A 15,289-nucleotide genomic window follows, 5' to 3' on the forward strand; every position below is an offset into this window, starting at 1 on the left:
TTTATGTTGGAATATCAGGCATTGTAAAAATAAAACTGCCCTCTTGATGTTAGGTTTAACCTTAGGCCAAAGTAACAACAAGAGGGTTTTATTATGCCTTTATTGCAATTCCCTCAAATACATCTGTATAGTATTTTCTAAACCATAATACAAGGCATCACAAATCAATGCATGCCCAATAGATACTTCTTTCAACGCAGGAATTTGGTGTTTAAGGTAGTGAAGGTTTGTTAAATCTAAATCGTGACCTGCATTGATTCCTAACCCCAACCCATTAGCAAGTTTGGCACACTCTACATAAGCTTCTATGGCTTGCTCACGGTCTTTGCTGTATTGTTCAGCATAAGGACCTGTATAAAACTCAATGCGGTCAGCGCCCACCTTAGCAGCTCCTGTAATTAAATCCTTTGCTGGATTGATAAAAATAGAAGTACGCATACCATAAGACTTTAACTCTGCAATTATTTCAGTCAAAAAAGCTTCATACTTGATGGTGTCCCAGCCTGTATCCGAGGTTAACACATCTTCAGCATCAGGCACTAGTGTTACCTGGGTTGGTTTTATTTTCTTTACCAACTCCAGAAAACGCCCATTTGGGCTACCTTCAATGTTAAATTCCGTGGTTACCACTTTCTGCAAATCCATTACATCCTGATAGCGGATATGCCGTTCGTCGGGGCGTGGGTGAACTGTGATGCCCTGTGCGCCAAATCGTTCACAATCTTGCGCTACCCTTATTACATCAGGGTTGTTGCCACCTCTAGCATTTCTTAAAGTAGCGACTTTGTTGATATTTACACTAAGTTTGGTCATTTTAGTAGTTTTTATGTAAATTTACTTTATTATTCAAAATCAAAACACTCTATAAATCAGTATATAAAACAAATAATCCAAGAAAAAACCTAAAACTAAAAAGATATGAGTTTAAAAACCCAAATAGATGCTGATATTAAAGATGCTATGAGGGCAAAAGACAAAGAGTCTTTACGCGCGTTGCGTGCAATTAAATCATTAATTTTATTAGAAGAAACCAAAGAAGGCAAAACTGGTGAGTTAAGCGAGGAGGAGGAAATACAACTGCTAAGCAAAGCAGCCAAGCAAAGACGTGAATCTGCCCGCATATACCATGAACAAGGTCGAGCTGAGTTGGCAAAAAACGAAGAAGATGAGATTGCCATCATTGAAAAATACCTGCCTAAACAATTATCAGAAGATGAGTTATCTGCAAAACTCAAAGAAATTATTCAACAAGTAGGAGCATCAAGCCCTAAAGATATGGGCAAGGTAATGGGGTCTGCCTCTAAAGCTTTGGCTGGTCAGGCAGATGGCAAAGCAATTGCCAGCATGGTAAAAACTTTATTGGCAAACTAAAATATGCAAATAGCAGCATTAATACTAGATGGAATGGTATTGCTCCCTATGGCATGGGGAGCTTATATTGGCTTCAGAAAAGGGCTACTGTCAGAAGTAGTAAGCATCTTGCACTATTCTATTGCCTTCATTATATGCTTCAAAGTAGTAGGTTTATTATTAAGCCTTTTGCGTGAACACGCTTTTAAGTTCAGTGTAGAGGCATACCCCAGACTTGTCTTTGTTTTAGGTGCGCTATTAGCCATAGTCCTTTTAGATAAGATTGGCGATCACTTTAAAACAGAAATAGACTACGACTTTCCTGGAAGCTGGGATAATATTATTGGAGCAGTCATTGGTTTGTTCAAATATGCCATTATCATGACATTTTTGATTTGGACTCTAGAAGGAACCGGAAGCTTTAAGGCCAAAATGGAGAAAAAATCTATTTTGTATAGCACTATCAAAAAGATAGGGAAAGAATTAGCAGGGAAAAAAAACAAAAACAATATCTCAGATATGATTCGAAACTCTATATAGTCTGTTTTACCAAGTGTAGATTCAATACAGAAAAGCCTTGAAATCAAATAAATCATTCTGTAAGTTTCAAGGTTTTAGAGTGAGAACTGCCCATATTTTCACTGTACCATTCAAACATTTTCTTTTCATTAGATGAACCTCTAAAGAATTCTCTCTGTTTTTCACTTAAAACTTACGCTTTGCCAAAAGCACTTGTTTTGAATTATCAGGGGTTTATGTTTATTTTACGTCTTACTAGTAGATGTGTTTTGGAAGCAAACCATTGAAACATTATTTAAAAGAAATATTAATAATAGCCTGTTTTCTTTCAGTTATCAAGCCTTACAAATAAGTTGGCTAAAAATGATGTTATAATAGGTGAAAAAAATGCTTTATATTAACACGTACTCCAGTACTAGTGCATTGGGGATTAAATAAGTAGCAGCAAGCAATCAGCTATAAGCTACAAGCAAAGATAACTCTCTCATAATATGACAGTTATACTTGCATATTAGGTATATTTAATTTTGTCTTGGTACATAAATATATTATTTATTCGAGGGTATTTTGTTTGTTGACGCACTTCAAAAAGTGCGCAGAGTTAGTTTACAATTCCGATGCATATCGCATTGGTCAGGGCTTAAAATTCCGCCTGTAAAAACCAGCTTCAAGTTGTGTTGAATCACAATTTTTATGGAATCGCTCAAAACTCTTTGCTCGTTTTTATGCCACTTTTTACGAATATTAGCCCCAGTGGGGCGAAACCTTGGTAGAAAAAATAAACGAAACGGGACACGGCTCCGTAGGAGTTGCGCCTAAAAGAGTCGTTTTTGATGATTTTGACGGTATTTTAAGTGTTCGTAAAATTAAGCTTTGACGCATGCGATGCATATCGGAACCGGAGCTACGCAAACTTTTTGAAGTAAAGTAAGCGGGCTAAAGACTCCGAATAATATGATAGGAATTGAGTTTCCAGTGCACTAGTTGTAAATATTGCTTAATAACAGTGTTAGTATTGTCTAAAAACATGCAGGTACCGGGTTGAGGAAACTTATATAAATAAATTTAAGCAGATACCTAAAGTTCTGACTTTAGCGTTGTTACTTTGAATGCTGAATAGTACAATAAAATCATTATAAAAGATAAATAAAGATAATTCAGTCATGCCAAACACTTATTTGGTATAGCTTGTTAAAATAAACTTAAATAAGAAAATTATGATCGCCGAAGAGCTAATTAATCACATGATTCCACCATTAAAGCCGACAGACTCTATAAATAAGGGGTTGACCTGGATGGAAGAATTACGTGTTAATCAGCTTCCTGTAGTTGATAATGGTGAATATATAGGTTTAATCGGTGAAGATATTATATATAAATACAACAATCAAAATGCTCTGATCAAAGACCTGCAGTTATTTGGTCAAGACATATTTGTATCTTATTACCAGCACTTTTACGACGTATTGAAGGTGGCTGATACTTATGGGGTAGAGGTAATACCTGTGTTAGGGGAAGAAAACAACTTTTTAGGAGTTGTTACAATGAATGATACCTTAAGCGCATTTGCAAAATCTACTGCAATGAAAGAGCCCGGTAGTATCTTTGTTCTATGGATGGATCAGAGGGACTACTCACTTACAGAGATTAGCCGTTTGGTCGAATCTAACCATGCCAAGATTTTAAGCACTTATATTGCCACAGACAATCAAGATCCATCAAAAATTAATGTAACTATAAAAGTAGATAAAACAGACTTGGCCCGTATTATTTCTACTTTTGAACGGTTTAGCTACAGAATTATAGCTAAATTTCAAGCCACTGAAAACCAGGAAATAGATAAAGAGCGTCTGGATATTTTATTCAGATATTTAGATTTGTAACGGCTAAACCAGCATTCTTTCAAAAAGTTGTAAAAGTTAGGTTGAGTGTACAACTAAACAAGACCTAAGTCGTATTTGTTATAATATAAATAACACAGATCATTCTATTATCACCATTCTTTAATATATCAGCATTCACTATCCATACAGATGGTGATGGTTCTTTACGCTCAAAATATCAACAATAAAACACAATATACCAGCAAGTTATAAAACTGGAATTTGCTTGATTCATAGTCTGGAAAGTGTATGTTATGTGACAATAATTTATTCTTATATTATCAATGAGAGTAATTATTCAATATGATACATTTTTCTTCGTTAGTCAAATAGTTTGAACGAATGAATATTGCCATACATGGAAGAACATTTCGCACAGAAACTACACCTTATGTACAAGGAATGTTTAAAGAATTAAAACAAAGAGGGATTGATGTACAAGTGTCATCAATATTTTATGAGTTTCTGAAAGAGGTAGGTGTTGATCCTTTAAGTACTTCTGTTTATACTAATAAGGATGATCTTAAAGGTGCAGATTTCTTATTTAGCCTTGGGGGAGATGGTACTTTACTTGAGTCTGTAACCCAAGTAGCAGATAAAGAAATCCCAATTTTAGGCATCAATACAGGTCGTTTGGGTTTTTTGGCAACTACTGCGCCAGAAGAAATAGGGGCAGCCATCAGTAGTATATGTAAAGGGTATTACCGTATAGATTCGCGAAGTTTGGTAAGTTTAGAGTCTGACACTGATATTTTTGATGGCTTGAATTTTGGTTTGAATGAATTGGCAATTACAAAAAGGGACACTTCATCGATGATTGTGGTACACACATATATCAACGGTGAATACTTGAATTCTTATTGGGCAGATGGCTTGATCGTTTCAACACCCACTGGCTCTACAGGTTATTCTTTAAGCTGTGGTGGACCAGTAGTTTTACCCGAATCAAACAATTTTATCATTGCGCCAATTAGTCCGCATAACTTAAACGTAAGGCCTTTGATTATTTCAGATGACAGCATTATATCGTTCGAGATAGAAGGTAGAAGCAAAAATTTCTTGGTTTCATTAGACTCTCGTTCTAAAGTAATAGATGCATCGGTACAGATAGCAGTGAAAAAAGAACGATTTAGAACACAACTGCTAAAAATGAATGAAGATAATTTTTTAAATACATTGCGAAGAAAACTTAGTTGGGGGTTAGATATTCGTAACTAAGATTTTGTACGTATGATAATGTTAAATAGGTATTTTTGTAAAAAAAATGTGGTATGAATAAATATAGGATACTGCTAATCATCACTTTATTATCATTAGCCGGTTACAACGTAGAAGCACAAAGGTTTAACAGAAGAGTTACTGAAGGTTTTATTACAGTTGGGGCACAAGTGGGTACGATCAACTATTTTGGAGATATGAACCCTTTGACCCAATATGTGGCTCCTGAATGGCGTTTTTTGCGTCCAAGTATTGCCATCAATGTACAACGAAAACTTAGTAGTAATTTTCATGTACGCCTAGAGTTTACTTATGGTCGTTTACGTGGCGATGATTTTATCTCTGCAAGTCCAAACAGTGAACGACACCGTTATCGCTATATGCGTAATACTCATTTTCGAAACGATATTAAAGAGTTATCGCTCGTGGGTGAATATAATATTATAGGAAGTAGTGGAAAGTATTACCGCCGGGCTAACTTTACTCCTTACATACTAGGGGGAGTTGCTGTATTTCATCACAATCCCAAGGCCAAAACTTCTGATGAGTTTGGGGGCAAATGGGTAGCTCTTCAGCCGTTAGGTACCGAAGGGCAACAGTCAGGTGTAGAAGGTTACGCAAAGCCTTATGCCCGTATTCAACCGGCACTTATTTTTGGTGCAGGGGTAAAGTGGAAACTCAATGACCGTACTAACCTTTCGTTTGAATTGGCATTTCGTTATTTATTCTTTGATCAGATAGATGATGTAAGTGGTACTTACCCCGATATGGGTGACTTACAAAATGATTTGGTTCGCTCATTATCTAATCGTACACTAGAAACAAACAATGCTGTAACAGGCAGAAGCCGTGAGCCAGACTTGAGCCGTATTCTGGAGCAAGTAAGCCCTAGAGTTACTTATGTAGGTAGTGACGGTAATCCTTACAATACGATTGCTGGCTTTGGAAGCAAAGGTGATAAAAGAGGAGAAGCTGGAAACAATGATATTTATCTTGTAGCTGGTATCAGACTATCCTATATCATTAATGTGGGTTTGAAGTGTCCTCAATTTAGATAATCAATCAAATACTTATACATTTTAGAAAATTGTGTAGAATGAAATCTCTCAAATATATATTCATAGCTATTTTATCCTCTGTGTTGATTTACTCTCCTGCAAAAGCACAAATACACGAGGTAGGGATAATGGCTGGGCTTGCCAGCTACAAAGGTGAAATGTCTCAGTACTTTCCTAACTTACATCAAATAGATAATGTTGCAAATCGCATAGCGGTTGGCGCTTTTTATCGTGGAAACTTTAGCCGATCTATTAGTATCAGGGGAAACTTTACTTACGGAAAAGTTGATGGTACTGATGCTAATGGTACTGATTTTATCTCTCAACAGCGGGGACATTTCTTTCAGACCGACTTGCTGGAGCTGTCTGCACAGATAGAATATAACTTTAGAGATTTCAGGCGCAACCTCAAGTTTCCTGAAACCTGGACCCCTTATCTTTTTGTTGGTGTGGGTGGTATGAAAATGTCTCCCCGATATAATCTTTTACCTACTTATGGTTTATACTCTATCACTATCCCAATAGGTATAGGTATGAAGTTTATGCTGAATGATAAACTCAACCTGGGGATGGAGTTTGGCGCACGTAAAACTTTTACTGATTTTATTGATGATATTGGAGTAAATGTAGATCAAGCTGGTAATCCACGTAACCCCATTTACTTTACTGGCAATACTGCCGATAATGATATGTACTTCTTTACTGGCTTTACGCTTAGCTATGTAATGCCGATTCCCAAAAGACTCTGCCCTATAAAAATTAAAACTTTTTAATATTTCCCTCCTCAAAAACACAAATAAAGAATAAGACTATAATTATTCTTTATAAGAATTTAAATAACCAATCCATTTTTATAACTTGCGTCTCGATTAATAAATGGTGTCAATTTGCTATAAATTGACACTATTTTAAAGCTTTCCGCTTTGAATGAAAGATAATATAAATTCTGAAAATTTACCACAGCATATTGCTGTTATTATGGACGGCAACGGTAGATGGGCAAAGAAAAAAGGTGCTCGTCGTGTTTTTGGGCACAAAAACGCTGTAAAAGCTGTAAGAGATGTTACAGAGGCATCAGCAGAGTTAGGCATCAAATACCTGACATTATATGCTTTTTCGACAGAAAATTGGTCTCGCCCTAAAGCCGAAGTTGAAGCCTTGATGAAGCTTTTGGTCTCTACTATACGTAAGGAGGTCAAGACGCTTGTCAAAAACAATGTAAAACTGCAATCTATTGGCAATAGAGATGATCTACCTAAGGGCTGTCAACGTGAGTTGGCAGAAGCCATAGAGCTTACCAAAGATCATACAGGACTTACATTGACATTGGCTTTGAGTTATAGCGGACGCTGGGACATTGTGAATGCAGTGAAAGACATCGCACATGATGTGAAAAATGGTAAAGTTGATCCTCATGATATTAACACAAACCTCTTTTCTAAATACCTCAGCACCGATAAAATGCCCGACCCTGAGCTGATGATCAGGACAAGTGGCGAAATGAGGGTAAGTAATTTTTTGCTGTGGCAATTGGCTTACTCCGAAATTTACATATCACCTATTCTATGGCCAGATTTCAGGCGCGAACACTTGTATGAAGCAATTATAGATTACCAAAAACGAGAAAGACGATTTGGTAAGACTAGTGAACAAGTGAATTTATTAAATGATTAATTGATGAAAAAGCAAGTTAAATTGCCCCGTCTTCGGGGATTTTCAGTTTTAGGACTAATACTATGCTCATTAGTAATTTCTATTACACAAACCCAGGCTCAAGTAGTAGATATAGACTACAGAACTCCAAAACAATATATCATAGGTGGTGTTACCGTTACAGGAGCCAAATACTTATCCCCCAATGTGTTAATCTCTATTTCTGGTTTAAAAACAGGTGACAAGATTTTGATTCCTGGACCTAAAGTAAGTAGTGCTATAAAGCGCTTATGGAAGCAAGGGATTTTAGGAGATGTAAAGTTGTCAATTGCAAAAGTTGAAGGAGATAAAGTCTTTTTCAATATTCAGGTAAAAGAAAGACCCCGACTGACAAGGGTACAGTATGAGAATTTTACCCGAGGGCAAAGAGATAAAGTAGGAGAAAATATTAAGCTTGGGCGAATTTTGACAAGTTCCAAGAAAAAGAATATCAAACAAAGAACAAAAGAATACTTTATAGGGAAAGGATTTTTGGATGCCGAAGTCTTTTTAGAAGAAATTCCTGATAAACTGGTGGCAAACGGTGTAATTCTGAAAATCAAAGTTGTAAAGAAAAGCAAGGTCAAGGTTCGTCGTATTAACTTTACAGGAAACAAGGTTTTTTCAGATAAAAAGCTAAGGCGAAAATTAAAAGCTACTAAGCAAAAAAAGTGGTATAGAATATTCAAAAGATCAAAGTATGTACAAAGCAACTTTGAAGAAGATAAAGCCAAGCTGATCGCTTATTATAATAGACAAGGGTTTAGAGATGCCCGAATTCTAGAAGATAAAGTGAGTAGAGGCAAAGATGGCCTGGTATATATTGATATAAAAATAGAAGAAGGGCGTCGTTACTATTTTAGAAGCATTACCTGGCAAGGTAACTACTTATATAGTGATGAACAACTTGGAAAAGTTTTAGGCATTAATAAAGGGGATGTCTATAACCTGGAAGACTTAAATAAACGCTTGAACTTTAGCCAAACCAGTTTAGACATTACCTCTCTATATATGGATGATGGCTACTTGTTTTTTAGAGTAACCCCTGTTGAGATAGCTATAGAAGGAGACTCTATTGATGTAGCAATGCAAATTTATGAAGGACCTCAAGCCACTATCAATAAGGTAATACTTAAAGGAAATACCAAAACAAGTGACCACGTAGTAATACGCGAAGTGAGAACTACCCCTGGTCAAAAGTTTAGCCGACGTAACATCATTCGTACCCAACGAGAGATCATTGGTTTACAGTATTTTAACCCTGAGAACTTAGACATTAAACCTGTTCCGCACCCTGAAAATGGAACAGTAGACATTGAGTACACAGTAGAAGAAAAGCCCAGTGATCAAATAGAGTTATCTGGTGGTTGGGGTGGAGGCTTTGGCTTCATTGGTACCTTGGGGCTTGTTTTTAACAACTTTTCAGTGCGTAAAATGGGGCGTTTAAGCAACTGGCGACCTTTGCCTTCTGGCGATGGACAACGCCTTGCCTTGAGAATGCAGGCGAATGGTACAAGGTTTCAGACTTATTCTTTGACCTTTACTGAGCCGTGGTTAGGTGGACGTAAGCCCAATTCATTTACTTTATCTCTTAGTCATTCTATTCAACGTAATATTCAATTTGATCAGGTGCTTGGTTCTTTACAGGTTTCAAGTGTGACTCTGAGTTTAGGTAGAAGATTAAAGTGGCCAGATAACTATTTTACAGTAATCAACTCTCTTGGTTATCAGGTGTACAACAATGATAATTTTAGTGCTTTTACATCTGCGGGCATTTCTCAAAGTTTTACATTTAATACTGTAATCTCACGAAATAGTATTGATAATCCTACTTATTCACGTAACGGGTCTAGCTTATCTTTGAGCATCAATTTAACCCCTCCCTACTCTTTGTTTAACAACAAGGATTACACAACATTATCTGACCAGGAAAAGTTTGCATTGATAGAATACCATAAATGGATGTTCGATGCATCATTTTTTACTCCAATAGTGGGCGATTTGGTTTTCCATACCCGTGCACATTTTGGTTTCTTAGGTTTGTATAATTCTGATGTTGGGTATGGACCTTTCGAAAGATTTATATTAGGAGGTGATGGTTTATCAGGGCAAAACTTCCTTTTAGGCAACGATATTATTGGTTTACGAGGATATAATAATAATAGTATACAGCCAGTGCGCCTGACGGATGGAAGACAGGAAGCAGGTATTGCATTTAATAAATTTGTGATGGAGCTACGTTATCCTATTTCACTCAACCCTTCAGCAACCATCTTTGTTTTAGGGTTTCTTGAAGGTGGAAATAACTGGGGTAGCTATGCTAACTTTAATCCTTTCGATATTTACAGATCGGCTGGTATTGGAGCACGTATCTTTATGCCTGCTTTCGGTATGCTTGGTTTAGACTGGGGATATGGATTTGATGAGGTTAGAGGGGCTCCTGGAGCAAACAAAGGACAGTTTCACTTTACGATTGGACAAATCTTACGATAGAAATTTTGTCACATAAAAATCGGAAACAATGTTGAAAAGTGTATTTTTTTCTCTTACGTGTATACTTGTGAGCGCTACCTATGTAAGTGCTCAGAAGTTTGGCTTTATTGATTCTAATTTTATTCTGCAACAAATGGAATCATATAAAAAAGCAAAGGCTGAAATTGACAAAGCTGCCACTAACTGGCAGCAGCAAGTAGAAGCTAAGCTAAAAGCTGTAGAGCGAATGCGTGCCAAGTATATTCAAGAAGAGATTCTGCTGACTGCAGAAATGAAAGATGAACGCCAGAAAGAAATTGCCAAAAAAGAACAAGAGGCCAGGGAATATCAAAAAAAGGTTTTTGGTTATGAGGGCTTATTGTTTCAGCGCAGGCAAGAGCTGATTAAACCTGCTCAAGAAGAGTTACAAAAAGCTGTCAAACGTGTGGCCAGGCGTTATAAAATCCAGGTGGTGTTTGATAAATCCAGTGATTTAATAATGATTTATGCCAGTCCAACCCATGATTATACAGAAAGGGTTTTGGTACAGTTAGGACTTGCTGAAGAGGATTAGTCAGTTGAAATAAAATGAATAGGTGGCCGTTTTAATGGGGGAGTAATAAATAGCTTATATTTATTATACCACCCATTATTATAATTCTATCAATTAGATTGTGAAACAACAGTTATTCTAGTAAAATTGCATCATCTTTCTAGGTAGATTATTTAAAACAACTCTTGAATTAAATTTTGAATAATGGATACAAAAAAAGTTTTTGGTTTAAAAGCACTATTATTAGGTGTGATCTTATTAGGGAGCTTTGGGCAAGCAATGGCTCAGGCGCCTGCCAAAATAGGGTATTTTGATACGGGATATGTGTTTAGCAACTTACCTGAATATAAGAAAATCCAAAGTGCGTTGGATATATACAAAAAGCAATTAACGGCAGAAGCTAATAAAAAGCAAAAAGAAATGCAAAGTAAAATTGCCGAATATCAGAAGTTGGCAAGTGCTAAACCTGCTACACCAGTGGCTATACTCCAGACACGTCAACAAGAGATTACCAAACTTGACCAGGAGTTACGTCAGTTTCAGCAAGCTGCCCGACAGCAGTCGTTACAGAAGGAAAATGCGTTAATCAACCCTGTTACCAAGAAAGTACAAACATCTATTGACAAGGTAGCCAAGGCTAATAACTTTGCTATCATAATTAAAAAAGAAGCTTTGCTATACGAAGTGCCTGGAGATAATATCTCAGACTTGGTATTGAAAGATTTAGGGGTAACGGTTACGAAGAAAGGCAATAAATAAGGCATCATGAAAAAAACTACTTATATATTATTACTTATCTTATTGGTAAGTTTTACGTCGAATGTGTTGGCTCAAACGTCGCCTAAAGTACGTTTTATAGACTTACAGTATGTGGCACAACAACTTCCTGCTTTTAAGAAAGCGCAAAAAGATTTGTCTGCCCTTAGAAAACAGTTGGAGTCAGAACTACTGAACAAACAAGGGGAGTTGAAAAAGAAGTTTGGCGCCTATGAAAAAGAAGCGCCAACGATGAGTGATTTGATTAGAGCAAGCCGTGAGCAGGAATTGAAGAGATTGCAAGATGAACTTGTAAAGTTTGATCGTACTGCCCGCCAACAAACGATGGTAAAAGAACAACAATTACTATCGCCTATTTACAAAAGCATCAGTAAGAACGTAGAAGCTTATTCTGCTGAAAAGCAAATAGACTTTGTGTTGAGAAAAGACCAATTGGTATACGATACCAAAGGGTTTAATATATCGGATGATATACTAAGAAAAATGGGCATTACACCTAAAAAGGTTACTCCTAAAGGCTCAAATAATAAAAAATAAGGATATTTGAATTATGAAAAGAATTTGGATTTTAATGTTGGGGCTATGTATGCTTACTTTGAGTACAGCACAGGCACAACAATATAAAATAGGTTATTTTGATACTCAGTATGTGTTGCCTAAAATGACAGAGTATAAAAGAGCACAAACTGAGATGCAAACCTATACCAAAAAACTAGAAGATGAGTTTAAAAGAAAGCAACAGATGTTTCAAAAACAAGTGCAGGCTTTTAGACAACAGGAAGCTAAAATGTCGGCTGCAGCCCGCAAAGCCAAAGGTGAGCAATTATCAAAACAACAAATGGAGTTACAACGGTTTCAGCAAACTGCCCAAACAAGGATAGACAAGAAAAGAGGCAACTTGTTGAACCCTATCTACAAAAAAGTAGAAGCAGCATTGGCAGTGGTAGCAAAAGAGGGTAAGTATAACTTTATTATTCGAAAAGAAACTGCCTTGTTTTCAAACAAGAAATATGATATTTCTGATGTTGTGCTAAAAAAACTAGGTATTAAGACAAATTAATACTTTAAAATTATTAGTTTTTAAACCTGTTTGATCAAAGATCAAACAGGTTTTTTTATGTGTATTTGAAACAAGAATAAATTATGAGACCTCCTTATTTACAACCGGGGCAAAAAGTAGCCATTGTGGCGCCAGCTAGAAGCATTAATGAGGCTGAAATTAAGATGGCAGTGTCTATTTTTGAGAGTTGGGGTTTGCAAGTGGTGTTAGGTAAAAACTTATTTAATACGCATTATCAGTTTGCAGGTACAGACGAAGAACGGGCAGGAGACTTTCAGCAAATGTTAGACGAACCTGAGATTAGAGCCATTATATGCGCAAGAGGGGGATATGGAACTACAAGGATTGTAGATCAATTAGATTTTACCGAGTTCTTGAAGTACCCAAAGTGGATTGTGGGGTTTAGTGATGTAACCGTGTTGCACTGCCATTTGCATAATTTAAAGGTAGAAACTATCCATGGTGTTATGCCTTTGCTCTTTCCTAAACAGACAGAAGTATCCATAGAAAGCTTGAAACAGGCCTTGTTTGGACAACCTCTTAAAATTAGTTCGGTATTGAGTGTGATGAATAAGCTGGGCAATGCCGAAGGAGTTGTGGTAGGTGGAAACCTTACATTGTTTGCAAACGCCATAGGTACTCCGTCTGAAATAAATACAGATGGAAAAATATTATTTCTTGAAGAGGTAAACGAGTACTTGTACCATATAGATCGAATGATGGTGCAGCTTAAGCGTGCCAAAAAACTGGATAATTTGGCAGGGCTGATTATAGGACACTTCTCCGGGGTAAAGGACAACGATGCATTTTTTGGCCAAACAGTATATGAGATTGTAAACGATTTGACGAGAAATTTGAGGTATCCTGTGTGTTACAATTTTCCGGTGGGGCACGAAAAGCATAACATGACAGTAATTTGTAATAGGCTGGCACGCTTACAAGTAACAGAGAAACGGGTAGAAATGCAGTTTCAATAAAAAAGGGTTACTCTTGATAAGAGCAACCCTTGATGTATATTTTGATAGAGTCTATACTCTATTTTGTCTTAGTAGCGGTAATGCTCTGGCTTGTAAGGACCTTCTGGTTTTACTCCAATGTAATCAGCTTGTTCCTTAGTTAGTTTCTCAAGCTCTACGCCAATTTTCGTAAGGTGAAGGTTGGCTACTTTTTCGTCTAAGTGCTTAGGCAACATATAAACTTCGTTTTTATAGTTAGCACTGTTATTCCAAAGTTCTATTTGAGCCAATACTTGGTTTGTGAAAGAGTTAGACATCACAAAAGATGGGTGGCCCATAGCACAACCCAGGTTTACCAAACGACCTTCTGCCAAAAGAATAATATCGTTTCCTTCTACATTGTAGATGTCTACCTGTGGTTTTACAGATACTTTAGTAGTACCATAGTTGTCGTTTAACCAGGCAACATCAATTTCATTGTCAAAGTGGCCAATGTTACATACAATTGTTTTATCTTTCATGAGCTTAAAGTGCTCAGAAGTGATAATATCTTTGTTACCAGTAGCAGTCACTACTAAGTCTACCTCAGAGATAGCTTTGAGCATTGGTTTTACTTCAAAACCGTCCATTGCAGCTTGTAAAGCACAAATAGGATCAGCTTCAGTAACAATTACACGTACACCAGCACCCTGAAGAGATGCAGCAGAACCTTTTCCTACATCACCATAACCAGCAACTACGGCTACTTTTCCAGCCAGCATTACGTCAGTTGCACGACGAATAGCATCTACCAAAGACTCTTTACAACCATATTTGTTGTCAAATTTTGACTTAGTTACAGAGTCATTTACGTTGATGGCAGGCATAGTGAGTGTGCCATTTTTTACTCTTTCGTAAAGACGGTGTACACCAGTAGTGGTTTCTTCTGAAAGACCACGGATGTCACTTACTAAATCTTGGTTTTTGTCTAATACAAGGTTAGTCAAGTCTCCGCCATCATCCAAGATCATGTTCAAAGGCTTGCCACCTTCAAATGATCTAAGGCTTGCTTCAATACACCAATCAAACTCTTCTTCGTTCATACCTTTCCAGGCAAATACAGGAATACCTGCTTTAGCAATAGCGGCTGCGGCGTGGTCTTGAGTAGAGAATATGTTACAAGATGACCAGGTAACTTCTGCTCCTAAAACAACCAAAGTTTCAATCAAAACGGCAGTTTGAATAGTCATGTGCAGACATCCTGCGATGCGGGCACCTTTCAAGGGCTTAGACTCTCCGTATTCTTCTCTTAGAGCCATCAAACCTGGCATTTCAGCTTCGGCAAGTTCAATTTCTTTACGTCCCCAATCTGCTAAAGTAATGTCTTTTACTTTATAGTTATCTTGTGTTGTTTCTAACATTGACCTAAAATTTATTCTTACTATGTAAATTTTCGAATAAGTGTTGCAAAAATACTTGATTTCAATGACAATGGCAATTTATAAGCCGGGTTATCAGGCTATTCTACAAGCAATGCTTATTGTGTGTAATTTTGTGTTTTACTGAAAAATATAATATTATTATTGGTTTGATCTTATTTTCAAAATATACTTTGTTGAAATTGTATGTACTGGTAGATGATATGTTTTGAGATAAAAATGGAATTAAGTGTTTATTCCCTATGTTCTGCAATCACATCAAATTCTGTTTGTGTAAGATTTTGATGTTAATTTTACTAAAAAGTTACACAATAATTATGCAGAGGTTCCTTA

General features: G+C 36.7%; 15 protein-coding genes. 13 read left to right on the top strand and 2 right to left on the bottom strand.

From position 1 onward, the window contains the following. Positions 1-99: 99 nt before the first annotated feature. The gene (locus Q0954_RS10080) at positions 100-813 is read right to left on the bottom strand and encodes a pyridoxine 5'-phosphate synthase (protein WP_299456412.1); all 714 of its coding nucleotides are present in this window, start codon (positions 811-813) and stop codon (positions 100-102) included. Between the two features lie 105 nt (positions 814-918). Between Q0954_RS10080 and Q0954_RS10085 the strand changes: the two genes are divergently transcribed. The 13 genes from Q0954_RS10085 to Q0954_RS10145 all read left to right on the top strand — a co-directional run bounded on the left by Q0954_RS10085 (position 919) and on the right by Q0954_RS10145 (position 13,559). Then, entirely contained in the window at positions 919-1,371 is a 453-nt protein-coding gene (locus tag Q0954_RS10085; protein WP_299456414.1) for a GatB/YqeY domain-containing protein, read from the top strand. A 3-nt stretch (positions 1,372-1,374) separates the two neighbouring features. Beyond that, positions 1,375-1,890: a CvpA family protein gene (locus tag Q0954_RS10090; protein WP_299456416.1), complete on the top strand. Its 516-nt coding sequence runs from the start codon at positions 1,375-1,377 to the stop codon at positions 1,888-1,890. 1,196 nt (positions 1,891-3,086) lie between these two features. Continuing rightward, positions 3,087-3,752, top strand: coding sequence for a CBS domain-containing protein (locus Q0954_RS10095; protein WP_299456418.1), 666 nt, complete (start codon positions 3,087-3,089; stop codon positions 3,750-3,752). Positions 3,753-4,094: 342 nt separating this feature from the next. Then, positions 4,095-4,970, top strand: coding sequence for an NAD kinase (locus Q0954_RS10100; protein ID WP_299456419.1), 876 nt, complete (start codon positions 4,095-4,097; stop codon positions 4,968-4,970). A 53-nt stretch (positions 4,971-5,023) separates the two neighbouring features. Beyond that, entirely contained in the window at positions 5,024-6,028 is a 1,005-nt protein-coding gene (locus Q0954_RS10105) for a DUF6089 family protein (RefSeq protein ID WP_299456420.1), read from the top strand. Between the two features lie 38 nt (positions 6,029-6,066). Then, positions 6,067-6,801: a DUF6089 family protein gene (locus tag Q0954_RS10110; RefSeq protein ID WP_299456422.1), complete on the top strand. Its 735-nt coding sequence runs from the start codon at positions 6,067-6,069 to the stop codon at positions 6,799-6,801. A 154-nt stretch (positions 6,802-6,955) separates the two neighbouring features. Then, on the top strand, positions 6,956-7,702 hold the full coding sequence (locus Q0954_RS10115) for an isoprenyl transferase (RefSeq protein ID WP_002698809.1): 747 nt from the start codon (positions 6,956-6,958) through the stop codon (positions 7,700-7,702). Between the two features lie 3 nt (positions 7,703-7,705). Further along, positions 7,706-10,213, top strand: a complete 2,508-nt coding sequence (gene bamA / locus Q0954_RS10120) for an outer membrane protein assembly factor BamA (protein WP_299456425.1) — start codon at positions 7,706-7,708, stop codon at positions 10,211-10,213. Positions 10,214-10,241: 28 nt separating this feature from the next. Beyond that, the gene (locus Q0954_RS10125; protein WP_299456427.1) at positions 10,242-10,766 is read left to right on the top strand and encodes an OmpH family outer membrane protein; all 525 of its coding nucleotides are present in this window, start codon (positions 10,242-10,244) and stop codon (positions 10,764-10,766) included. Between the two features lie 183 nt (positions 10,767-10,949). Continuing rightward, on the top strand, positions 10,950-11,504 hold the full coding sequence (locus Q0954_RS10130; RefSeq protein WP_299456429.1) for an OmpH family outer membrane protein: 555 nt from the start codon (positions 10,950-10,952) through the stop codon (positions 11,502-11,504). Between the two features lie 6 nt (positions 11,505-11,510). Then, positions 11,511-12,059: an OmpH family outer membrane protein gene (locus Q0954_RS10135; RefSeq protein WP_299456431.1), complete on the top strand. Its 549-nt coding sequence runs from the start codon at positions 11,511-11,513 to the stop codon at positions 12,057-12,059. Between the two features lie 13 nt (positions 12,060-12,072). After that, entirely contained in the window at positions 12,073-12,582 is a 510-nt protein-coding gene (locus tag Q0954_RS10140) for an OmpH family outer membrane protein (protein WP_299456433.1), read from the top strand. A gap of 83 nt (positions 12,583-12,665) precedes the next feature. Continuing rightward, positions 12,666-13,559: an LD-carboxypeptidase gene (locus tag Q0954_RS10145; protein WP_299456435.1), complete on the top strand. Its 894-nt coding sequence runs from the start codon at positions 12,666-12,668 to the stop codon at positions 13,557-13,559. Positions 13,560-13,627: 68 nt separating this feature from the next. Here Q0954_RS10145 and ahcY read toward each other — a convergent pair whose 3' ends face one another. Beyond that, complete coding sequence (ahcY, locus tag Q0954_RS10150; RefSeq protein WP_299456437.1) at positions 13,628-14,938, bottom strand: adenosylhomocysteinase; 1,311 nt, start codon at positions 14,936-14,938, stop codon at positions 13,628-13,630. Positions 14,939-15,289: the final 351 nt, after the last annotated feature.

The sequence above is a fragment of the uncultured Microscilla sp. genome (genome assembly GCF_947493425.1).
Taxonomy (GTDB): domain Bacteria; phylum Bacteroidota; class Bacteroidia; order Cytophagales; family Microscillaceae; genus Microscilla.